Genomic DNA, 22,252 nt, shown 5'->3' with positions numbered 1-22,252 from the left:
GCCTGCAAGCAGGCGAGAAACCTAAGGGTATTCAGGTTAGGAGAAAAAGGTGACAGAGGTTCTTAAGCGTGTGTACGCATTCGGTAAGGATGCCGAAGGCAACAACGTGACCGAGGGCAACACTTCCATGAAAGCTATCCTTGGTGGCAAAGGCGCAAACTTAGCAGAAATGGCTAACATCGGTTTGCCCGTACCTCCAGGATTTACCATCACGTGCCAAACGTGTATGGAGTATGCGAATGCAGGTAACACCTGGCCTGAGGGTGCGCTTGATACCATTGCTGAGTATCGTGAAGATCTTGAAACTCGCATGGGCAAGAAAATTGGCGATGCGCAAGATCCGCTTTTGGTGTCAGTACGTTCTGGCGCTCCTATGTCAATGCCTGGCATGATGGATACGGTTTTGAATCTTGGTTTGAATGATCAGTCAATCCATGGCTTGATTAAGCAAACGGAAAACCCCCGCTTTGCTTGGGACTCGTATCGTCGTTTTATTCAGATGTTCTCAAACGTCGTTATGGGACTTGATGGCGATCTTTTTGAAAATGCCATTACTGCTATGAAAAACGCTCGTGGTGTAGCTTCTGACACCGACTTGACCGCTGAGGATCTGCAGGAGCTCGTTGAGGAGTTTAAAGAAATCTTCACCGAAAATGTTTCTGCTGAAGCATATCCTAACCTGGTTGTAGATGGAGTAGTGCAATTCCCGCAAGATCCAATGGTTCAGCTTCAACTTGCTATCGAGGCTGTTTTTGGTTCATGGAACAATGAGCGTGCAGTCATTTATCGTCAGCGTGAAAAGATTGCAGATGACTTGGGTACTGCAGTTAATGTTCAATCAATGGTCTTTGGCAACAAAGGCGAAACTTCCGCAACAGGTGTAGCTTTTACGCGCAATCCTGCTAATGGCGAAAAAGAATTCTATGGCGATTATTTGGTAAATGCACAAGGCGAAGACGTTGTAGCAGGTATTCGTAACACAAGCCCTATTGCTGAGCTTAAAGAAGTTGCCGGCTTGGAAGATGCAGGTCAAGAGCTGGAAGATGTTTTCTTGTTGCTTGAGAATCACTTCCGTGACATGTGCGATATTGAATTTACCATCGAGCAGGGCAAGCTTTGGATGTTGCAGACTCGCGTTGGTAAGCGTACCGCTGCGGCTGCTTTGCATATTGCAATTGAGATGGAAAAGGAAGGCCTCATCACCAAAGAAGAGGCAGTTATGCGCGTTAACCCTGATCAACTTGATCAGCTGCTCCATCCTCAATTTGATAAGGATGCAAAATATGACGTGCTCGCACGCGGCTTGAATGCAAGCCCGGGTGCAGCAGTTGGTGAAGTAGTCTTTTCGGCGGCTGATGCAGTTGCGGTTACTGAAGCTGGTCGCAAGTGCGTTTTGGTTCGCTGGGAGACAAACCCTGATGACCTTGCAGGTATGATTGCTGCTGAAGGTATCTTGACCTCTCATGGTGGTAAGACCAGCCATGCGGCTGTTATTGCTCGTGGTATGGGTACCCCTTGCGTATGCGGTGTTGAAGCTCTCAAGATTGATGCTGAGAAGAAACAAGCTACTGTAACTGGTACAGACATTGTCATCAAAGAGGGTGACATGATCTCTATTGATGGTACGTCTGGTATCGTTGTTTTGGGTGCTGTTGATCTAGTTTTGCCTGAACTAACTGGTGACCTTGATACTATTTTAGAGTGGGCTGATGAGTTCCGCACCTTGGGTGTACGTGCTAATGCAGACAACCCAGAAGATGCTGCGCTTTCACGAAGCTTTGGCGCCCAGGGTATTGGTCTTTGCCGTACTGAGCATATGTTCTTAGGTGACCGCAAGCAAATCATTCAGACTTTCATCTTGAACGAGGATGAGGCTGTTCGCGAAAAGGCTGTAAGCGATCTGCTTGCAGCGCAAACTGGTGACTTCTTGGGTATGTTTGAGGCCATGGACGGTTTGCCTGTTATTGTTCGTTTGCTTGATCCGCCACTGCATGAGTTCCTGGAGAGCCCGCGTGCGCTTGATGTTGAGATTGCACGTCTTGAGGCAGCTGGTGGAGACAAGACGGTTATCGCTGAGAAGCGCAAGCTTATGGAGCAAATTGACGCTATGGCAGAAGCCAACCCAATGCTTGGTCTACGTGGTTGTCGCTTGGGCATCGTTTATCCGATTCTGCCGCGCATGCAGGTTCGCGCTATTGCTACCGCAGCAGCAGAGCTCAAGAAGCGTGGTTTGAATCCGAAGCCTGAGATTATGATTCCGCTTGTCTCAGTTGTGCCCGAATTGGCAACCTTGCGTGAAGTTGCGCTTGAGGTTATTGCTGAGGTGGCAGCTGAGCAAGGTGTTGAGCTTGATATTCCTGTTGGCACCATGATTGAGCTTCCTCGTGCGGCAGTTACCGCAGATGAGATTGCGCACTATGCTGACTTCTTTAGCTTTGGTACCAACGACCTCACTCAAACCACGTTTGGCTTTAGCCGTGACGACGTTGAGGCAGAGTTTATTCCTCAGTATCTCTCAGCACGTCTGTTGCCTTACAACCCCTTCGCAACCGTTGATAGCGGCGTAGCAAAACTTGTAAAGATGGGTGTTGAGCTAGGCCATGAAGGCAATCCTGATTTGGTTTGCGGTGTATGTGGTGAACATGGTGGCGATCCTGATTCAATTCACATCTTCCAAGAATGTGGCGTTGATTATGTGAGCTGCTCGCCGTATCGTGTTCCTGTCGCTCGTTTGGCAGCTGGTCAAGCAGCACTTGCCGCAAAGTAGGTTCTACTCCTATCCTTGTAGAGCATTTCTCAGAGCGCGTCATCGTTTAGATGGCGCGCTTTTTTGTGCAAGTGTTCAAAAAATGCTAAGAAAATGTTCGTCGCGGTCAATAACGAGAGGATTGGACTGTTACAATCGAAGGCGAAAATGACAAAACATATACTTGAGAGGCAAAGACATGACGCATCTTCCTCAGCTTATCTCGGATCTTGCGCTTCTGTTGGCTGTTGCCGCTGCAGCTACGATCGTTTGTAAGAAACTCAAGCTACCGTTAGTAATTGGCTATGTTGCTGCAGGATTTATCGTAGGTCCTGCTTTTGTTTATTTCCCCGACTTAGGTGACCCGGCAACCATTTCAACTTGGTCAGACATTGGTGTGATCTTTTTAATGTTTGGTTTGGGTCTTGAGTTTTCAGTAATAAAGCTCACCACGGTTGGAAAATCAGCAGTGGTTACAGCAGCCACCGAAATGCCCTTGATGATTATATGTGGCACGTGTCTTGGGCTTGTCTTTGGGTGGTCGTTAACCACATCAATATTTTTAGGTGGTATGCTGGCCATCTCGTCATCGTCAATTATCGTAAAAACATTCACTGACCTGGGAGTCAAAAAGGCGGGTTTTGCAGAACTAGTTTTTGGTGTGCTCGTGATTGAAGACATTGCTGCAGTATTTTTGCTTGCAATTCTTTCAACAGTTGCAGCAGGAAGTTCAGATGGAGCAGATGCCGTTCTGCAAATTGGTCAAATGGCATTGTATTTAGTAGTTTGGTTTGCCCTAGCGGTGCTTGTGGTTCCGTCGGTGCTTAAACGTATTACAGAATGGTTGACCGACGAGATTATGCTGGTAGCTTCTATTGCTTTTTGTTTGTTGATGGTAATGCTTGCAACGGCAATTGGCTTCTCTTCGGCATTGGGAGCTTTTTTGGGCGGTTCGATTCTTGCTGGTACCGTTCAGGCGCATCGAATTGATGAGCTTTTTAGACCGATTAAAGATTTATTCGGAGCGGTATTCTTTGTTTCTGTTGGCACTTTGGTAGCACCGGAGGCTATCGTTGAAAACGCCCCGGCGGTAATTGCTATTGCACTTCTGACTATTTTTGGACGTTCGATATTCTGCACTCTTGGTGCGCTCTTTTCAGGGCAGTCGCTTCGTATGGCCATGAAATGCGGCATGAGTCTTGGTCAAATTGGTGAGTTTTCATTCATTATTGCCGCTCTTGGATCAACGCTTGGCGTGACGCCAAGTTTCTTGTATCCCGTCATTGTAACTGTTTCGGTTGTGACGGCACTTACTACGCCTTTTATGGTGCGCAATTCTGATCGGGTATATCACGGTGTGGCTCATGTTCTCAACATGGGTGTACTTGCTCGTTTTCGTCCACGTCGAAAGACTCAAGAAGAGGAAGAGGAGTCAAGTCTGTGGGGGAGCATGCTGAGATCTTGGGCTCTCAAATTGGCGCTTATCGCTTTTTCGTCTGTGGCGTCAGTTGAAATACTGCTACGCATGCTTCGTCCGCTTTTGGTGCGCTTTATTCCGCATCCATTAATTTCTGTTTTGCTGGGTAGCGTGTGTGTTTTGGTAGTGAGTTTGTTTATCTCTAATCTCTTTTATACGTCGCGCAAAGGTGAATTTGGCGTGCTGTGGATGCGCAGTAAGCGCAATCACGTGCTTTTGCTTGCAGTTAGTATCTTTGGCATCTTAGTGTCGCTTGTGTCGGTTCTTTATGTCACCTACGCGGCAGTAGGCATTCGTACCATGCTTTCACCTGTTGCTATTATTACAGCTATTGTTGCGGTTGTGGCGCTTGGCCGTTCACGTACGATGCACTCTATGTTTTTGAAACTAGAATCAAGTTTCTTTGGCAACCTAAGTGAGAACATACTTGAAGAACGCATGGCGGCATTGGGTGACAACGATCATGCATATTGGGTTGAAGATCACCTCTTTGTTGTTGAGGTTGAAGCGTCGCGTACGCTTAAGCGCAAAAGTGGCACGCTTCGCCCTGTCGACTACCTCTTTGGCATAGCTCACAACCTTGATCTTATTTCAATTGTGCGTGACGGTAAGCGTATAGCAGGAGAGGCGCTTGCGCGTTTGACAAAAGAAGATTTAACGAAACGCATTGCAGATCCTCATGATGATTTAGGTATTCGTGAAGGAGATGTCTTGACCTTTTTGGGCACCGAAGATGAGGTGGATGGTTATATCCAATCAATGGTTGAAGAAGAGACGCTCAGTGACGAAGAAGCCGATAACGCCTCGCAAAGTTTTAATGAATATCTCAATGAGGGTGAAGGCAAAAGTTATCTTACATGTTTTCGTTTTGAGATTCTGGATGGATCGTGGTATGCGGGCAAAACTATTGCAGCAATTGACTTTAAGAATCGGTATGGCTCATTGGTTGTTGCGCACGTTCATGACGCTTACATCAAAATGAAGCCGTCGCGAAACACGCGTCTTTTTGCAGGGGATCACATCTGGCTTATTGGTGATCCAAAAAATGCATACCCTATTATGTATCAGGCTGTTGATCAGGAGAGCAAAAACGCTGAAGGGGATGGCGCTTTTGCTGAAAGCATCCCAGAGTTTGTTGACGAAGAGTCCATAGAACCCCAACGAGAGACACAAGAAGATAAGCAGGTATAAGAGATGACGCAGGTACAACAAAGTGGTGATGAGTGTTGGCGAGGAGATGTTGAACTGCATCTTGAGCGGATTCCTCGAACTATTGAGCTGAAAAAAAACGAGCATAATCGCGTGGTGCTTACCTATGTTGACCAGCGTCGGCTCCCATATGATTTGGTTTGCGAAACGGTGGATTCTTGGGCGGCTGTGATAGATGCCATAACAACGCTAGCTGTACGTGGCGCGCCAGCGCTCGGGGTAGCAGGAGCTGCAGCTTTTACTCTGTGGGTTTGCAACGAGTGTTGCTTTTCTGATAGAGCAGCTGTGCTTGCTGAGGCGAAGCGCGTGGCTTGTGCCATTGCGCAAGCACGTCCAACCGCAGTAAACCTTTCGTGGGGTACAAAGAAGGTATTCGACGCTTTTCAAGAGTTACAGGGCAAGTCTGAAACATGCATCAAAAAAGCGTGCTATGAGTTGGTGAAGCAACTTGAGGCAGAAGATGAACAATGTAATCGCTCGATAGGGTCTTTCGGTGCTGCTCTTTTACCCCAAGAAGATGAGGGTATTACAATACTGACTCATTGTAATGCAGGTAGTTTGGCTACAGTGTTTTATGGAACCGCGCTCGGGGTTGTTTATGCGGCCGCTGAGAAGGGAACGATTGCGCGCGTGTATGCTGATGAAACAAGACCTGTGGGACAAGGTGCACGCCTTACTGCCTGGGAACTTGCTCAAGCTGGCGTTCCTGTAACGCTCATCTGTGACAATATGGCAGCGTCGCTTATGGCCTCCGGTGAGATTGACGCGGTGGTTGTTGGTGCTGACCGAATTGCAGCTAACGGTGACACTGCGAACAAGATTGGCACCCTTGGAGTTGCTGTGGCAGCCCAAACCTTTGGTGTGCCCTTTTATGTTGCTGCGCCAACTTCTACCCTTGATATCTCTTTAGCATCGGGTTGTGATATTCCTATTGAAAAACGTGATGCGAGTGAAGTTCTTGATCCGCTCTATCCTGGGGTTGATATTTATAATCCAGCATTTGATGTGACGCCTGCGCGCTTTATAAGCGCCATCATTACGGAAAAAGGTGTGTTTTCGCCTGATGACATTGCGCAAGCCTTAAGCATAGCGTAGTGTGTGCGCAGTCAAGATGCGTCGAAAAGTGAGCGAATCTATGAAGATAATTACGCGTGAAATTCAAGAAGAGCGAGAACGTGAAGGTCTTTCTATTGAAGCATCATGCTCAGCTGAGTCTCGCGGTCGAGAACGTATGAGTGACCCCGATAAGCTACGAACTGATTATCAACGAGATCGCGATAAGATCTTGCATTCAAAATCATTTCGTCGCCTTTCCCACAAAACGCAAGTGTTTCTTGCGTCGGAAGGGGATCATTTTCGCACACGCTTAACGCACACTCTTGAGGTTGCTCAAATTGCTCGAACCATCACGCGCGCTTTGGGCTTAAATGAAGACCTCACAGAGGCTATTTCCCTTGGCCATGATTTGGGTCACACACCATTTGGTCACACCGGTGAAGCGGCGCTTTCGCGCGCGCTGGCTCGCCACAAAGGAATTGATCCGAATACTGAGGAAGCAAAGAGGCTCTATAGACACAACGAGCAGAGTGTTCGTGTAGTTGAACGTATTGAAAACGCGGGTGCTGGGCTCAATCTAACCCTGGAAGTACGTGATGGTATCTTAAATCATACTGGGGATCTTCGTGCGGCAACATGTGAGGGAAGAATAGTTGCTACTGCAGATCGCATTGCATATGTAAACCATGATATTGATGATGCAATTCGCGCAGGTATTTTACGCGAATCAGATTTACCTGAGTCTACCCATAGAGTGCTTGGCGTATGTCATTCAGATCGCATTCAAACCTTGGTAGGTGATATGGTTTCAGCTTCTTCGGCTGCCAAAGACATCACGATGACTGAAGAAGTGTATGCAGCCATGATGGAATTGCGTGCATTTTTGTTTGCGTATGTCTATCAGTCAGAGGCGGTGATGCACGAAGTAGAGAAAGCAAGCCATCTTATTGGCGATCTCTTTGATTACTACGTGGATAATCCTACTCAAGTTCCTGATGAGAATATTGTTATTGCGCAAGGAGATCATCTGCGCGCGGTAACCGACTATATTGCTGGTATGACTGACCGTTTTGCCACCTCAACCTATCAACAGCTCTTCATTCCTCAGGCAATTTCTCTTCATTAACACATGATGAGAGTTGTCATTGATGACAAAGTGGGTATAATTGCTTCGCTATGTTTTCAAGGGATCACATCAAACAGTCTTTTCAAGCAGCAATTCCTATTATGCTGGGTTATGTTGCTATAGGTATACCCTGTGGCATTCTTGAGGATTCCATTGGTCTTAATGCGCTGCAAGCTTTCTTGCTTTCAGTACTTTTTTACTCGGGCGCAGGACAGTTCATGATTCCGAATATGTGGCTTGCAGGAGGCCCGATTGCTTCCATTATTGCCTCAGTGTCGCTCGTAAATACGCGTCAAATGCTTTATTCGGCCGCCTTCGCGCCTGCTTGTAAAGGCGTTAAAAAGCGCTTGTCATTTTTGTTCGCCGCCTCAGTAACTGACGAAAGCTATGGCGTAAATGTTCAAAAGTTTTCTACTGGCGAATGGTCGGTTGATCGCGCTACCATGGTGAACTTGTTTTCGCAAAGTTCATGGACGCTTTCAAATGTTGTTGGTGTTTTAGTGGGCAACGCTATTGGTGTGCCGCTTGCCATTGCAGCATTTGCTATGACTTCCATATTTATTTGTCTGCTGGTAACACAAAAGTGGACGCCCGAGAACGCACTGGCTGCTTTGGTGGCAATCGTTGGCGTATTTGCTTGTAAGATGATCGGCTGGTCAGGACCAGCTATTCTTATTGGTGCTGTCTTGGGTGTTTGCGCTGCTCTTGCTTTTAGTTGGGCGAAGGGGCGTGGGTAAATGGAATTGATGAGCTGGAGTAATTTTCTCATCATTTTTATATGCTGCGCTATCACTATGTTGGCATGTCGTGTTGTTCCGCTCTTTGTTCTTAAGGGGCGCAACTTACCTGAAGGTTTGGAAAAAGCACTTGGTTTTATTCCGCCTGCGGCCTTTGCTGCGTTGGTTGCCAATGACTTACTTGATCCTGCCATGTTTGATGCGGGTATTTGGCCAGCAGCTGCTCCGCTTGTATCTGCGGTCGTAGTGGGCTTGGTGGCTCTCAAGACAAAATCTTTGCTCTGGTCTGCGATTGCAGGAGTTGCCGCCTATGCGTTATTGACGCTCATTTAACAAAGATTTGTGACGCTCTTGCGAATTCATGTTGCATCTCGGAAATTATTGCGATACACTGTCAAATCGTGTCTAAACGAGGAAACTCGCATGAGTGGTAAGCTTAAAGTATAGAGAAGGAACATGGCCATGGATATCATTCGCGCCATCGAGCAGCAACAAATGAAGCAGGACGTCCCGGCGTTCAACGTTGGTGACAATGTTAAGGTTCACTATCGTATTACTGAGGGTAATCGCGAGCGTATTCAGGTCTTCCAGGGCGACGTTATTCGTCGTCAAGGTGCTTCTAATCGCGAGACGTTTACCGTTCGCAAGATCAGCTTTTCAGTTGGTGTAGAGCGTACCTTCCCGGTACACTCACCCAAGATTGAAAGGATTGAGGTTGTACGTCAAGGTGATGTACGTCGCGCTAAGCTGTACTATCTGCGTAACAAGGTTGGCAAGGCTGCTAAAATTAAGGAAAAGGCTTTCCGATAGGCCGTCAACGAGCATTTCTGTAAGCCCCTTGACTTTTCGTCAGGGGGCTTTTTGTGTCTGAGCTTGCTTATATGAAAGTGCTCAAGTTCAAAGGCGGGGTGAGGTGGAGGAGTTCATATGGATCTTTCAGTGAACGAAATTAAGCAAATGCTATTACAGGCAACCGAACAAGACTTTGAGGTATACGAGCGCTCTCTTGCATCAGATACTCGCAAAGGAGTGCAAGCTGCACTTCGCCAGAATAGAAAGCGTCTTGATGCGTTGGCTGTAGAGCGTAAGCGGCTAGAAGGTCTGTACGAGTTCGAGCGAGCAATTCTATCTGAGCAAGGTGCGCATATTTGTGTTGGCCTTGATGAAGTTGGACGCGGTCCACTTGCAGGTCCTTTGGCGGTGGGTGCGGTAGTTTTGCCACCAGAGCCACTCATTGAAGGGCTCAACGACTCAAAACAAGTCAAGCCCGCTGATAGGGAACGTATTGCTCAGACTATTAAGGCACAAGCGCTTGCATGGACGGTGCAGTTTATTGAGCCTGCTGATATAGACGCATGTGGAATGTCAGCATCTTTACGTGTGGCTTTTACCCGTGCGATACAAGCTATTGAAGCTTCAGGAGTGCTTCCTGAAGTAGTGTTAATAGACGGTAATCCGTTGCATCTTGATCCTCGTGAAATTAACATCATTAAAGGCGACGGCAAGTGCGCGTCTATTGCTGCTGCTTCACTTATTGCAAAAGTTGAACGCGATGCGCTTATGGTTGAACTTGCGAAAAGCTATCCTGAATATGATTGGGAATCTTGCAAAGGTTACGCGTCTCCTTCACATATAGCTGCAATTAAACAGCATGGATTAACTCCACTTCATCGTGTTTCTTTTTGTGGCTCCTTTCTGCAACAGTCATTGTTTTAGCTCAAAAGGCAAACGCATGGTAAAACGCAAGAAATGCTGTGTATTCCGGATGTAAACCAGTCAAGATTAAGACTCTAAATTGGCCTAAAACAATGAAGCTGGCATGTAAAGAAATGCCAATCTGATCACTATCATGACAACTCCCAGAAAGAAAAGGAGATTGTTATGACAGATGCTGTATTAGAACACCCCGCTCCTCAATTAAAAGGGAAGCGCAATAAAGCGCTTGGCAAGCGTGGAGAAGATGCTGCAGCTCGTTTTTTGGAACGACGCGGCTATGAGATTGTTGCGCGCAATTGGACTTGTTATGCTGGCGAAGCTGACATTATTGCCCGAGATGACGATGCGGTTGTGTTTATTGAAGTGAAAACGCGCCGCAATTGCGACAAAGGGATGCCTTCTGAAGCGGTCACCCGAGAAAAACGTGAGCGCTATGAACGTATTGCACTTGAGTACTTAAAAGACTGCGTCATTAGTGATGCGCCAGTTCGTTTCGATATTGTCTCAATCGTTGTTATCTCTGATGACCGAGCATTGGTTCGCCATCATATCAATGCTTTTGGTGGTGCCTAAATGCAAGGCAAATGCCGTCTCCATGGGGCAACTATTAAAGGTGTCAAAGCTCTTTTGGTAGAAGTAGAGGTCAGTATTGGATCGGGCATTCCAGGGTTTACGATTGTAGGTATGCCCGATGCTTCTATTCAGGAGTCGCGGGAGCGAGTAAAGGCGGCTATAAAAGCATGTGGCTTTACGATGCCCTCTCAAAAAATAGTAGTAAATCTTGCGCCTAGTGCACTGAGGAAAACAGGATCGGGGTTTGATCTACCCATAGCACTTGGCATCCTTGGTGCATCTGGTCAAATTCCTCTTGAACCGCTTCGTGATGTCGTGTTGGTAGGGGAGCTTTCGCTTGAAGGGTTGGTGCGTCCCGTTGCTGGCTTGCTAGCATGTGCATTGTGCGCTGCACGTAAAGAGTGGAAACTTGTCAGCGCTTATACCCATGAGCTTTCAAGTATGTCAGAGCATAGGTGTCTTGAAGTGATAAGCTTGCATGACTTTACGAAGCCGCTTGAAACATATGTGACACCATGTACCTTTCAGCGTTCAACGTATGGCTGTGATTTTGCTGATATTGCTGGACACGAGATGACAAAGCGAGCGCTTGTAATAGCTGCGGTAGGGCAACATGGCGTCTTGATGATGGGGCCTCCAGGTTCAGGAAAAACCATGTTAGCCTCTCGGATTGGCTCTATTTTGCCACCTTTGAATAAGACTGAACGCATTGAAGCGGCTGTTATACATTCCGTTGCGGGTTTAGATCCTTCTGATATTTTGGCTGGCGTCAGACCGTTTCGTGCTCCTCATCATTCTATTAGTCTTGCGGGTTTGGTAGGAGGTGGCACTCCGCTGCGTCCAGGAGAGATTTCGCTTGCTCATCATGGCGTACTCTTTTTAGATGAGATGGCTGAATTTTCACCTGCGGTATTGCAGGGGATACGTCAGCCCCTTGAATCAGGTGTGCTAACGCTGACTCGTGCTGAAGGCTCTATAACGTTTCCTTCGAAATTTATGCTCATGGCAGCAACCAATCCGTGTCCTTGCGGAAACTACGGTTCTGATGAGGCGGTTTGCAAATGCACTCTACCTCAGATTAAACGGTACCAAGGAAGGATTGGAGGACCTTTATTAGACCGTATTGATATGCATCTTGAAGTGATGCGTATGAAAGCCCATGCAGTAATGCAATCAGGGAGCGGTACGTCGTCAGCTCAGCTTCATGATGAGGTTATGCGAGGATGCGAATTTCGCGATTGGCGTCTTGCTCGTACGGGTGGGGAAAATCCTCGACAAAGCAAAGCGCTCGTTGAAGCTTGTCAGCTGTCGTGTGCTGATCAGTGTGCTTTTGAAGCTCTCGCACAGCAAAGTAGGCTATCGGGACGAGGAATAATACGTACGTTGTCGCTTGCGCGCACGATTGCTGATCTTGCTGAAAGCAACACAGTTGGTATCGAACATATTTATGAAGCGTTTGCTTTGCGGCTGCGCGAGGAGAGTGATGATGTGTGAGCAAGCATTGGATATCGGGGAAGCGTTATGAAATATTTCGAGGAGACGAACGTTATCCTGAAGCTTTCGAGCGAGTAAGAAACCCCCCACGCTGTCTGTTTGTGATTGGTTCTCTTGATGCACTCCAAGAAGGAATTGCAATTGTTGGGGCACGAAAGGCTACCCCCTATGGACGCGCTTGCGCAAAGCGATTTGCTGATAGGGCAGCTCGGAATGGGATTGTCGTAATTTCTGGTGGCGCGCGAGGGTGTGATTCTGAGGCTCATAAAGCTGCACTAGCAGCAGGAGGGAAAACGGTGGCGTTTTTGGGTGGCGGGTGCGATCGGCCATATCCAGCCGAAAACAATACGCTTTTTGAGCGAATAGTTTCACAAGGAGGCGCGCTTGTCTCTGAACAACCGTGGGATATGCATCCGCGACCATATATGTTTCGCGAGCGCAATCGTCTCATTGCAGCGCTTGCGCGCGTTACGCTTATTGTTGAGGCGGGATTGCCTTCCGGAACGCTGTCTACAGCTGATGATGCGGTGTGCGCAAACAGGGATGTCTGTGTCGTGCCAGGTGCTATAACGGCGCCATCATCGCACGGTGCAAATTGGCTTTTAAGTCAGGGAGCATTACCTATTATTGACGACAAAACATTTGATAGCATGATCATGCAGTCATTTGGTGTGCTGTCAGGGTTTGCTTCCCCTGATGAGGCACAGAGCAATAGAACTTTTGATAAACCAGTTTCCCAACAAGACAAATACTTACACAATGATCAGGTAAGTAAAATGCAATCTGATGGAGCTCGGCGCGTGCAACAAGAAGTAGTTCAAGCGCTTCTCGCGGCACCTTTGTCTTTAGACGAGCTTTATCAGCATATATCTGAACAGATGAGTTTGTCGGATCTTGATACTGCACCTTACGCTTTGCTCATGCGTACACTCGTTGAAGCCGAGCAAGCAGGAAGAGCTCATCGAATGCCTGATGGCCGCTACACTATGACATAATCAAAGTTCAAGGCTGCCGTTATAGAGCATAATGCCACCAATGTTTTTGACTGCTTGATAACCAGCTCGTGTAAGGATGTCTGCTGCCTTGGCGCTTCGCATGCCACTGTGGCAATAAACAAACAAAGGCGTATTCTTATCGGGGATTCTTTGAAATATCTCGGTGATTTCTTGTAGGGGGATATTGATGCTTCCAGGAATATGCCCCTGGTTATATTCCTGTGAAGTACGTACATCTACAAGAACGGAATGGGGGGTCTCACGGTACTCCTGAACGCCACTATCTATTGTGTTTTTATATGAAGCACTTTCCAAGTTCATGGTAATCTCCTTGACTCAGTTTGTTTGCTTTGTTGTTTGTATGCTGCAAGTTTGTTTCTGGGCAATAAGTGTAGGCGATAACAAGCAGAGGTAATGCCGTCTGTGGAGAACTTGCACGCTCACTTACGTAGAAGGTGGCGAAAAATAGAGTTATATGGTATAAGTTTATAAGACATGTTCTGCAATGCTGTACGTATTTTGCGTACGCCATACTTTCGAATTTTGAGAAAGTGGGTTTTACCCGCTTTCTTTGTTTGTAGGGAGCTTTTTGTTGTTTGGTGGCAAAAAGAGCAGAGCAAGACATTGATGCATGCACTGTTAGAATGAACGCAACGTCACGAAAGGAGCACCTGTGCTCAGCGAAAAAGAGAAGCAGTTATTGCAAGCGCTTGAGCCAACAGCTCAAGAAAAGGGCGTCGAAATTGTAACGATAGAGATTGTGGGAGGCAAAAAGTCTCCAACAATTCGCGTTTATATAGACACTGATCATGGCGTGAGCTTTGATGAACTAGCAGCATCGCAAGTGTGGATCAACGAAATCATGGATAAGATTGATCCTTTTCCTGGAGCGTATACCTTGGAGGTTTCGTCGCCAGGAATTGATCGCCCTCTTCGCACTATAGAGCATTTTCGTAAAGCGCTTGGTGAGACAGTGGTATTAAAACTTACTGGTCCAATTGACGGAAGAAGCAATTGGACAGGCATCCTTGATGAGATCACCGATGATGACGTAGTGGTGCTTGCTGTGGAGGATGAACGAGTTCAGATCCCCTTTGACAATATAAAACGTGCCCGCGTTAAGGGTGTCGTAGATTTTAGCTCGTAAACAAAAACTCCTAGTTGGGTTTATAAAGAAAGGAACAAAATCGTGGCAACTTCAGAATTGATCGAGGCATTGCAGGCGCTTGCACATGAGCGCAAAATTGACGAGTTTTATCTTATTGAGCGCCTCGAAGCATCTCTGGCAAAAAGCTATCAGCATATCTTGGATCTTGAATGGGATGCGCGTGTAACGATTGACCGCCAAACGGGACGTATTTATGTTTATGAGTTGGTTCCGGTGGGAGAGCCTGATGAAGAGACGGGTGAGTGGACCGAGTTCGAAGAACGCGATGTTACTCCAAATGACGTCAGTCGTATTGCTGCGCAAAACGCAAAAGGCGTTATTGCTTCTATTGTTCGCGAAGCAGGGCGTCAGTCTATCTATGAAGAGTTTTCTGATCGTGTTGGTGATTTGGTTACTGGTACCGTATTGCAAGGCACTCCTGACTTTACGATTATCAAGATTCGTGATGGCGTTGAAGCTGAACTGCCGCATTATGATCAAAAGCGCAATCCCGGTGAGCGTAATGAGCGTCCGGCAGGTGAGCACTATCGCCACAACCAACGCTTGAAGGTGCTGATTATTGATGTGCGTGATCCGAATTCTGATGCTCCGAAAGCACGCGGAGAACAAGCTCGTCCTGCAATCGTAGTGTCTCGCACGCATCCAGATTTGATTCGTCGTCTGTTTGAGATTGAGGTTCCTGAGATTTATGACGGCATGGTTGAAATCAAATCAATCGCTCGTGAGCCAGGTGCACGCTCAAAGATTGCTGTTTCTTCGCGCGAAGCTAATCTTGATCCGGTTGGCGCATGCGTAGGACCTAAGGGAAGTCGTGTCCGAATGGTGGTTGAAGAACTTCGCAACGAGCGTGTTGACGTAATTCAATGGGCAGAAGACCCTGCGGTCTATGTGGCTAATGCATTGTCTCCTGCAAAGGTTAATCGCGTGATTATTGATGAAGATAACCACTACGCAACTGTTGTTGTGCCTGACGACCAGCTTTCGCTTGCTATTGGCAAAGAAGGTCAAAACGCTCGATTGGCGGCTCGTCTGACTGGTTGGCATATTGATATTAAGAGCGCAAGCTTTACGGGTGAGACTTTGGTTCCCACTAACAACGTCTTGATTGATGAAGTTGAAGAAGATGATGAAGAGGTATGTGTGTTTGTGAGCGAGGATGGCGTGCGTTGTCGTAACCATGCTCGTCCTGATAGTCGCTATTGCGGCGTTCATGCATACTTGGACGAGGAATAATTATTGCAGTTGACATGATGACGAACAAAAACACACATACCAAGCGCCAGCGCACCTGTATTTCGTGTGGTACTACCACCGATAAGGCTACGCTTATGCGTATTGTGCGTACTCCCGATGGTAATCTTGCTTTTGATAGCACGGGAAAAGCGGCTGGTCGAGGTGCTTATGTGTGTTCGTTAGAGTGTTTTAGTGCTGCTATGAAAAAGAAGAAGCTCGACCGAGCGCTCAAAACGACGCTCGGCAGCGATGACTATGAGCGAATCGCCGCCTGCGTCGCGTCTTTTGAGCGTGAAGTAAGAGAGTAGAGGTGTTGTGTATGGCCAGCATGCGTGTACATGAATTAGCAAAAGAATTTGATATGTCGAGCAAGGAGTTGCTTGATAAACTGCATGAGATGAAGATCCCTGCAAAGAGTCATGCCAGCATGCTTGCTGATGCGTATGTTGACAAGATTCGCAAGAATCTTGAGCCTGAGATCAAGCAACGCGCAGGCAAGCTCGCGGACGAAGAAGCTGCTCAGTTGGCCGCCGAGCAAGCTGAAGCGCAAGCGCGTAAAGCAGAAGAGGAGCGTGCGCGTCGCGAAGCGGTTGAGCAGGAGCGCGCTGCTCGCGAAGCAGAGCGTGCGCGTCGTGAAGCTGCCTCTGCTCAAGAAGAAAAGCAAGAGGAAGAGTCAACTGAAACAGCGAAGCCCGCTCCGAAGCCTTCTTCGCCCTATGAGAGCCTGGCAAGCCAAATTGAGAGCGAAAAAGAACGTGTCGCTCGTGAAAAAGAAGAGGCGAAAGCGCGTGCTCGTCAAGAAGCGCTTGCGAAAGAGATTGCTAAAAAGCAAGCAGTTGAAGAGGAACTGCGCAATCGTGGCTCAAAGAAACAGCCCGTTACTACTTCTTCTGAAGCTCCAAAAAAGGCAGCTCCGAGCATTGGCGCAAAGCGAGCGAATTTTGATTCATTGCTTGCTCAGATTGATGCCGAACAAGCTCGTATTCAGCAGCAAAAACAAGATGCGCCCGCTAAAGAGTCTAAGCAAAAGCGTGGTGACCAGCAGGGCAAGAAACATCAGAAAAAGAATCACGTTGAGCAATATGTGCCTGAGCTTGAGGTACAAACAGACGAACCTGAAGACCGCTATGCTCAAATGGCGGTGCAGGCCGAGAAACTCCAACGTGATAAGGTATTGGCTGAGGCTCGTGCGGCGGTTGAAGCTGCTGCAAGCAACTCTGAAGGAGAAGGTCGTCGTAAGAAGCGTAAGCAAAAGCGTGAAGCTGAGCAGCGAGAACGTTTGGAAGCTGAAGCAATTCAGAAGGGTCTTGACCCGACATTAGTTCTTGATGAGTCAGTGGTTGAAGTTCCTCAAGGCGCTACCGTTTCAAAATTTGCTGAGCTTTTAGGCGTGCAGCCAAATGATGTTATCAAGCGTTTGTTTATGCTTGGCCAGATGCATACGTTAACTCAGTCAATGAGTGATGAGCTGATTGTGCTGATTGCTGATGACATGAATCGTAAGGTGCGTGTTGTATCTCCTGAAGAGGAGTACGCCGTTGTTTATCACGACAATGAAGAGGACTTGCTTCCTAGGCCACCAGTAGTTACCGTTATGGGCCATGTAGACCACGGCAAAACTTCACTGTTGGACGCTATTCGCCATACTGGTGTTGTGGAATCTGAGGCAGGTGGCATTACCCAGCATATTGGTGCATCGGTTGTAGAGATTGATGGACGTCAAATTACCTTCATTGACACCCCTGGCCATGAGGCGTTTACTGCCATGCGTGCACGTGGTGCTCAAGTAACCGACGTCATTGTTTTGGTGGTTGCAGCTGATGACGGTGTTATGCCGCAAACTATTGAGGCTATCAATCATGCGAAAGCAGCAAATGTACCTATTGTTGTTGCAGTTAACAAGATTGATAAGCCAGGCGCAAACCCCGATCGCGTTCGCCAAGAGTTAACCGAATATGGCGTTATCCCTGAAGAATGGGGCGGTTCTAACATGTTTGTCGAAGTTTCTGCCAAAAAGAAACTTCATATTGATGACTTGCTTGAGACTATTTTGCTGCAGGCAGATGTGCTTGAGTTGAAGGCGAATCCTCACGCTCTTGCATCAGGTTTTGTTATTGAGGCAAATCTGGACAAGGGAAGAGGCCCGGTTGCCACCGTATTGGTGCATCGCGGTACGCTCAACACGGGAGATGTGGTTGTTGCTGGTAGTTCATATGGTCGCGTACGTGCGTTGATTGATCCGCGCGGCAAGCACGTCCAAGAAGCTCTACCTTCAGATCCTGTTGAGATTTTAGGCTTAAACTCAGTTCCTACTGCAGGTGATGAGTTCCGTGTATTTGAAGACGAGCGTGATGCTCGTAAGTTGGCAGAAGAGCGTGCTTTACGTGCCCGTTTGGCTGAGCAGGAGACGAAGTCTCATATGAGCTTGGATGCGTTGTTTAGCCGTATTGAGGAAGGCAAGCAGACCGACTTGAATCTTATTGTCAAAGCAGACGTTCAAGGTTCAATTGAGGCTTTGCGTGATGCCTTTGACAAGATGGATCAAACTGAAGTACGCATCAACATCGTTCATTCTGCTGTTGGTGGTATTACTGAAACCGACGTAACTCTTGCAGCTGCATCTGATGCCATCATTATTGGCTTTAATGTACGCCCAACAGGTAAATCACGCCAGCAGGCAGAAAAAGAGAAGGTTGATATTCGCCTCTATAGGGTGATTTATCAAGCCATCGAAGACATTAATGCCGCACGTGTTGGTTTGCTCTCACCTGATATCGTTGAGGTTGACACGGGTATTGCCGAAGTTCGTGAAACCTTCAAGGTACCGAAGGTTGGTACTATTGCGGGTTGTTATGTAGTTGAAGGCGAAATCACCCGTGATGACAAGGTGCGCATTGTGCGCGACGGCACGGTTATCTTTGAAGGCGTTATGGCAAGCCTGCGTCGTTTCAAAGATGACGTTAAGACGGTAAAGCAAGGTTATGAGTGCGGTATTGGTATTGAGAAATTCCAAGACCTCAAGATTGGTGACACCATTGAGGGTTACCAGATCAAAGAGGTTGAGCGTACCGAGTAAAACAACTTACCAAAACTCTCGGAAAGACGCCTTATAGCAACATGTATTAAGCAGCAGTTATATGCGGAAATGGAAACTAAGTGGTTACCATTTCCGCACTTTGACTGTGTTCATGCTTAGTCTCACTACTATGAGACTAAGCGCATGTTTGCGCAGGTGTTCCTTTTAGATTAGGAGTCCAGTTATGAAACAGAGTGCCGCAAATCGTAAGGTTAATGAGCACGCACGTGAGGTTATTGCTCATATACTTTTATTTGAAATTTCCGACCCGCGTCTTGAGTTGGTAACTATTACCGGTTGTGAGGTCAGCTATGACCGCAGCGTATGCAATGTGTTCTATACCACCGAGCCTGATCGCTATGAAGAAGTAGCTGCGGCTTTTAAGAAGGCTTCAGGTGCAATTCGTTCGCTTATGGCTAAAGAATTATCGTGGCGTGTTGCTCCCGAATTGCGCTTCTTGCTTGATAAGAGCGTTGACCAAGCAGAGCGTATTGCTTTTGCTTTGGAGCAAGATGCAACACGTAATAGCGTTGATGCACCAAGCAGCAGTGATGTTCCCGCTGACGCTGATGAATTTGCCGACGAGCGCGCTGAAGAACAAGAATAATCCAACGAAGAGTAGCAGTTATAACGCCTATGACTTGTACCCCGCAAACTAACACCACACTTGAAGAGATTGCCGCTAAGCTTCAAGCCTACAACACCTTTGTCATCTGTGGCCACGTGAGCCCTGATGGCGATTGTTTGGGTTCTCAACTTGCTTTGGCCAGTGCTTTGCGCCAGTTGGGTAAAGAAGTGGCTTGTGTTCTCGCAAAAAACGAGCCTATTGAAGCAAACCTTCGTTTTTTGCCTGGGGCGCAAGAGCTGGTCTATGCGGGCGATTTTGTTGGTGAAATAGATGTCTTTGTAGGGGTAGATGTTCCGGTGCGTGAACGCATTGGAGCTGCGCAAGCGTTATGTGACCAAGCGCAAGTTCGCTTTACGATAGATCACCATGCGGTTGATTCAACTATGGCTGATTATGTGTATGTAGATCCCGAGGCTGCATCAACAACAGTTCTTATCTGGCAACTGTGTGAAGCACTTCCTGTTGTACGCAAAGGGGATATCACTACCTGTTGCTACACTGGTTTGGTTACTGATACGGGATGCTTTCAGTATCAAAACGCCAATGAACAGGCATTTGCTACTGCGCTGGCGCTGGTGCGCGAAGGCGCAAACCCCGCATCAATCTGTCGGGAAATCTTCCAGAATCGCTCACGCGCTTCATTGGCGCTTGAAGCACTCACCATAGATCGTATGCTTATTGAGAATAATGGCATGAGCGCTTTAAGTTGGCTTACCTTGGAGGATTTTGAGCAGACAGGTGCACAAAAGGCAGACGCAGAGCCACTTATTAACACTTTGAGATCGGTTGCGGGAGTTCGCGTGGCATGCATGTTACGTCAGCAAAGTGATGGTATTCGTGGCAGTTTGCGCGCAAAAGATGATACTGATGTAGCTTCAATTGCGCGCAAACTTGGCGGTGGCGGTCACAAGGCGGCTGCGGGCTTTAGTTTGGATTGTTCACTTGACGAGGCGATATCACTTTTGCAAAAGCTCTTGGCTGAGGCGGTTTGTTAATTATGAAGCGGACTCCAAGCGGCCTTTCACTGATTATCGGTATCAATAAACCACAAAACATGACAAGCCATGACGTCGTTAATGCTTGTAGGCGAATATTTGGTGAACGAAGAGTTGGTCATGTGGGCACACTTGATCCGCTTGCAACGGGCGTTTTGCTTTTATGTGTGGGTCCAGCAACACGCCTAGAATCATATTTGGTTGGACACGAGAAAACGTATCGTGTGCGTATTGCTTTTGGTGCAGGCACCGATACCGATGATGCAGATGGTCGCGTTATTCGTACTGGTGAAATACCTTCTAAACTTGCTGACGAAGGTTTCGCTCGTTCGTTTTTGGCGGGCATGATTGGTGAAACTTCTCAGCTGCCGCCTGCGTATTCAGCAGTAAAAGTGGCGGGGAAGAAGTCCTACGAGGCGGCTCGTGCTGGCATTATTATTGACCTTAAGCCGCGTACAGTTGAGATTTTGAGTGCCCAGCTTAATGGGATTACCTCTGAATATCTCACCCTTACCTCAGATACTGAAACAATTGAGCAAGAGTGTCTTATTTGGGATGTAACTTTCAAGGTTTCAAAAGGAACCTACATTCGCTCTCTTGCGCGTGATATGGGAAATGCGCTGTCTTGTCCGGCGCACGTTATCACGCTTGAGCGCTTAAGTGTCGGAAATGCCAACCTTGACGACTGTGTGAGCCTTGAAACACTGAGTGAAATTGGCAAAGCTGCAGCGCTTGATCCTGTATTGTTGCTGGATAAACGTTTTATCTACGCTGACGATGAGATGGCTGAACGAATTAGTCACGGTCAGACGCTCGGTGGTGCTTCTTGTGCGCTTTTTGAGTACAACGCTCGTCGTCATGCTGATGAATTTTGTGCCTGCACCTCAGGGGTGTGCGAAAGTAAACAGCCGCCAGCAGATGGCGAACTCGTTGCTGTACTCCATAAAAACAAGCTCATAGCTCTTTACGCCTATTCACTTGAAAAGCAGGCGTATAGTGCTCGTTGTGTATTCCAGACGGGGGTTAGTCGTGGCGCAGATATTTAGGGCTGACGAAACTTTTTCTCAGTCGCTTTTTGCAGGTGCTTCATGTGCTTTTGGAGTCTTTGATGGAGTGCATAAGGGACACCAGTATCTCATTGATTGTGCAAAGCAAAGCGCGCAGTCTCTTGGTGGTCGTTCTTTGGTTTTAACGTTTGATATTGATCCTGATGAGGTTTTTCGTCCCGATAAGCTCAAAAAGCTCATGACTAATGAAGATCGTATAGCCACCTTGGCAAAAACCGGCGTAGATGCCGTGGTTGTTCTTCCTTTTACCCTTGAGTTTGCGGCATCCACTCCTGAGGAGTTTTTGCGCAAGACATTTGGTGATACAACTCCAGCATCGTTGCATGTGGGCTATGACTTCAAGTTTGGGGCACGTGCAAAAGGTACCGTGGAAGATTTGCGCCAATGGGGTCACAAACACGCTGTCTCAATTGACGCTTTGGGGTTAAAGTCTGAGGATGGTGCTCCCATATCGGCAACGCGTATTCGCCAGCTCTTATCTGAAGGCGACATCGCAGAAGCAAATCGTCTTTTGGGGCATACCTACTTTGTCGGCGGCGTGGTTCAGCCCGGACGTGGTGAAGGCGCTGATATGGGATTTCGTACAGCAAATCTTGAGATTCCATCAATTATGCGCGCATTGGGTGATGGCGTATATGCTGCATGGGCAACCGTTGATTCGAAACGCTATAAGGCTGCGGTAAATGTGGGGGTACCTGCAACATTTGCTGAAAGATCGCGCGCAACCTGTGAGGTCCATCTTCTTGATTTTAAAGGTGACCTTTATGGGCAAACTATTCGCGTAGAATTCCTTCATTGGTTGCGACCGATGCGAAAGTTTGACGATATTGATGAGCTTATTGCTACTGTTCAGGGAAATATTGCGTGGGTTCGCGAGAATCTGTAACCAGAGCACGATAAAACGCAGCCCTCTGACCTTAAAATTGCGAATTTGTACCTAAGGTATGGCTTGTATC

At 47.4% G+C, this 22,252-nt stretch carries 20 protein-coding genes; 19 read left to right on the top strand and 1 reads right to left on the bottom strand.

The window, feature by feature from the left end:
- The first annotated feature begins 49 nt into the window (after nt 1–49).
- The 11 genes from ppdK (at nt 50) to dprA (ending at nt 13,129) form a co-directional block, all read left to right on the top strand.
- A complete protein-coding gene (gene ppdK / locus NFR28_RS08195; protein WP_251179325.1) occupies nt 50–2,767 on the top strand; it encodes a pyruvate, phosphate dikinase in 2,718 nt (905 codons plus the stop codon).
- A 178-nt stretch (nt 2,768–2,945) separates the two neighbouring features.
- Entirely contained in the window at nt 2,946–5,414 is a 2,469-nt protein-coding gene (locus tag NFR28_RS08190; protein ID WP_251179324.1) for a cation:proton antiporter domain-containing protein, read from the top strand.
- Between the two features lie 3 nt (nt 5,415–5,417).
- A complete protein-coding gene (mtnA, locus tag NFR28_RS08185) occupies nt 5,418–6,527 on the top strand; it encodes an S-methyl-5-thioribose-1-phosphate isomerase (RefSeq protein ID WP_251179323.1) in 1,110 nt (369 codons plus the stop codon).
- Nucleotides 6,528–6,567: 40 nt separating this feature from the next.
- Nucleotides 6,568–7,614, top strand: a complete 1,047-nt coding sequence (locus tag NFR28_RS08180) for a deoxyguanosinetriphosphate triphosphohydrolase (RefSeq protein WP_251179322.1) — start codon at nt 6,568–6,570, stop codon at nt 7,612–7,614.
- Between the two features lie 50 nt (nt 7,615–7,664).
- Complete coding sequence (locus NFR28_RS08175; RefSeq protein WP_251179321.1) at nt 7,665–8,351, top strand: AzlC family ABC transporter permease; 687 nt, start codon at nt 7,665–7,667, stop codon at nt 8,349–8,351.
- On the top strand, nt 8,352–8,684 hold the full coding sequence (locus NFR28_RS08170) for an AzlD domain-containing protein (protein WP_251179320.1): 333 nt from the start codon (nt 8,352–8,354) through the stop codon (nt 8,682–8,684).
- Between the two features lie 129 nt (nt 8,685–8,813).
- A complete protein-coding gene (gene rplS / locus NFR28_RS08165; RefSeq protein WP_251179319.1) occupies nt 8,814–9,161 on the top strand; it encodes a 50S ribosomal protein L19 in 348 nt (115 codons plus the stop codon).
- A gap of 117 nt (nt 9,162–9,278) precedes the next feature.
- The gene (locus NFR28_RS08160) at nt 9,279–10,067 is read left to right on the top strand and encodes a ribonuclease HII (protein ID WP_251179318.1); all 789 of its coding nucleotides are present in this window, start codon (nt 9,279–9,281) and stop codon (nt 10,065–10,067) included.
- Between the two features lie 165 nt (nt 10,068–10,232).
- The gene (locus NFR28_RS08155) at nt 10,233–10,640 is read left to right on the top strand and encodes a YraN family protein (protein WP_251179317.1); all 408 of its coding nucleotides are present in this window, start codon (nt 10,233–10,235) and stop codon (nt 10,638–10,640) included.
- The gene (locus NFR28_RS08150; RefSeq protein ID WP_251179316.1) at nt 10,641–12,134 is read left to right on the top strand and encodes a YifB family Mg chelatase-like AAA ATPase; all 1,494 of its coding nucleotides are present in this window, start codon (nt 10,641–10,643) and stop codon (nt 12,132–12,134) included.
- The gene (dprA, locus tag NFR28_RS08145) at nt 12,131–13,129 is read left to right on the top strand and encodes a DNA-processing protein DprA (RefSeq protein ID WP_251179315.1); all 999 of its coding nucleotides are present in this window, start codon (nt 12,131–12,133) and stop codon (nt 13,127–13,129) included. Before NFR28_RS08150 ends, dprA begins: the two co-directional genes overlap by 4 nt.
- Here the strand turns inward: dprA and NFR28_RS08140 are convergent, their stop codons facing one another.
- A complete protein-coding gene (locus tag NFR28_RS08140; protein ID WP_251179314.1) occupies nt 13,130–13,450 on the bottom strand; it encodes a rhodanese-like domain-containing protein in 321 nt (106 codons plus the stop codon).
- Nucleotides 13,451–13,802: 352 nt separating this feature from the next.
- On the opposite strand from NFR28_RS08140, the gene NFR28_RS08135 reads away from it, so the two are divergent.
- From NFR28_RS08135 to ribF, 8 genes are all read left to right on the top strand, one after another.
- Nucleotides 13,803–14,276: a ribosome maturation factor RimP gene (locus NFR28_RS08135; protein ID WP_251179313.1), complete on the top strand. Its 474-nt coding sequence runs from the start codon at nt 13,803–13,805 to the stop codon at nt 14,274–14,276.
- A gap of 42 nt (nt 14,277–14,318) precedes the next feature.
- Nucleotides 14,319–15,530: a transcription termination factor NusA gene (nusA, locus tag NFR28_RS08130; protein ID WP_251179312.1), complete on the top strand. Its 1,212-nt coding sequence runs from the start codon at nt 14,319–14,321 to the stop codon at nt 15,528–15,530.
- Nucleotides 15,531–15,544: 14 nt separating this feature from the next.
- Nucleotides 15,545–15,838 carry an RNase P modulator RnpM gene (gene rnpM, locus NFR28_RS08125; RefSeq protein WP_251179311.1) on the top strand — a complete coding sequence of 98 codons (294 nt, stop codon included), beginning with the start codon at nt 15,545–15,547 and terminating at the stop codon, nt 15,836–15,838.
- Between the two features lie 11 nt (nt 15,839–15,849).
- The gene (infB, locus tag NFR28_RS08120; protein WP_251179310.1) at nt 15,850–18,606 is read left to right on the top strand and encodes a translation initiation factor IF-2; all 2,757 of its coding nucleotides are present in this window, start codon (nt 15,850–15,852) and stop codon (nt 18,604–18,606) included.
- A gap of 184 nt (nt 18,607–18,790) precedes the next feature.
- Nucleotides 18,791–19,213, top strand: a complete 423-nt coding sequence (gene rbfA / locus NFR28_RS08115) for a 30S ribosome-binding factor RbfA (protein ID WP_251179309.1) — start codon at nt 18,791–18,793, stop codon at nt 19,211–19,213.
- Between the two features lie 29 nt (nt 19,214–19,242).
- On the top strand, nt 19,243–20,229 hold the full coding sequence (locus tag NFR28_RS08110) for a DHH family phosphoesterase (RefSeq protein ID WP_251179308.1): 987 nt from the start codon (nt 19,243–19,245) through the stop codon (nt 20,227–20,229).
- A 2-nt stretch (nt 20,230–20,231) separates the two neighbouring features.
- Complete coding sequence (gene truB / locus NFR28_RS08105; RefSeq protein ID WP_251179307.1) at nt 20,232–21,275, top strand: tRNA pseudouridine(55) synthase TruB; 1,044 nt, start codon at nt 20,232–20,234, stop codon at nt 21,273–21,275.
- Nucleotides 21,259–22,182, top strand: a complete 924-nt coding sequence (gene ribF, locus NFR28_RS08100) for a riboflavin biosynthesis protein RibF (RefSeq protein WP_251179306.1) — start codon at nt 21,259–21,261, stop codon at nt 22,180–22,182. The genes truB and ribF overlap by 17 nt, the downstream gene beginning before the upstream one ends.
- The last annotated feature ends 70 nt before the right edge of the window (nt 22,183–22,252 follow it).

Source organism: Adlercreutzia agrestimuris, from assembly GCF_943193125.1.
GTDB lineage: Bacteria > Actinomycetota > Coriobacteriia > Coriobacteriales > Eggerthellaceae > Xiamenia > Xiamenia agrestimuris.
Note: the sequence above shows the minus strand (reverse complement) of the source record. Positions and strands in the feature narration are given on the sequence as shown.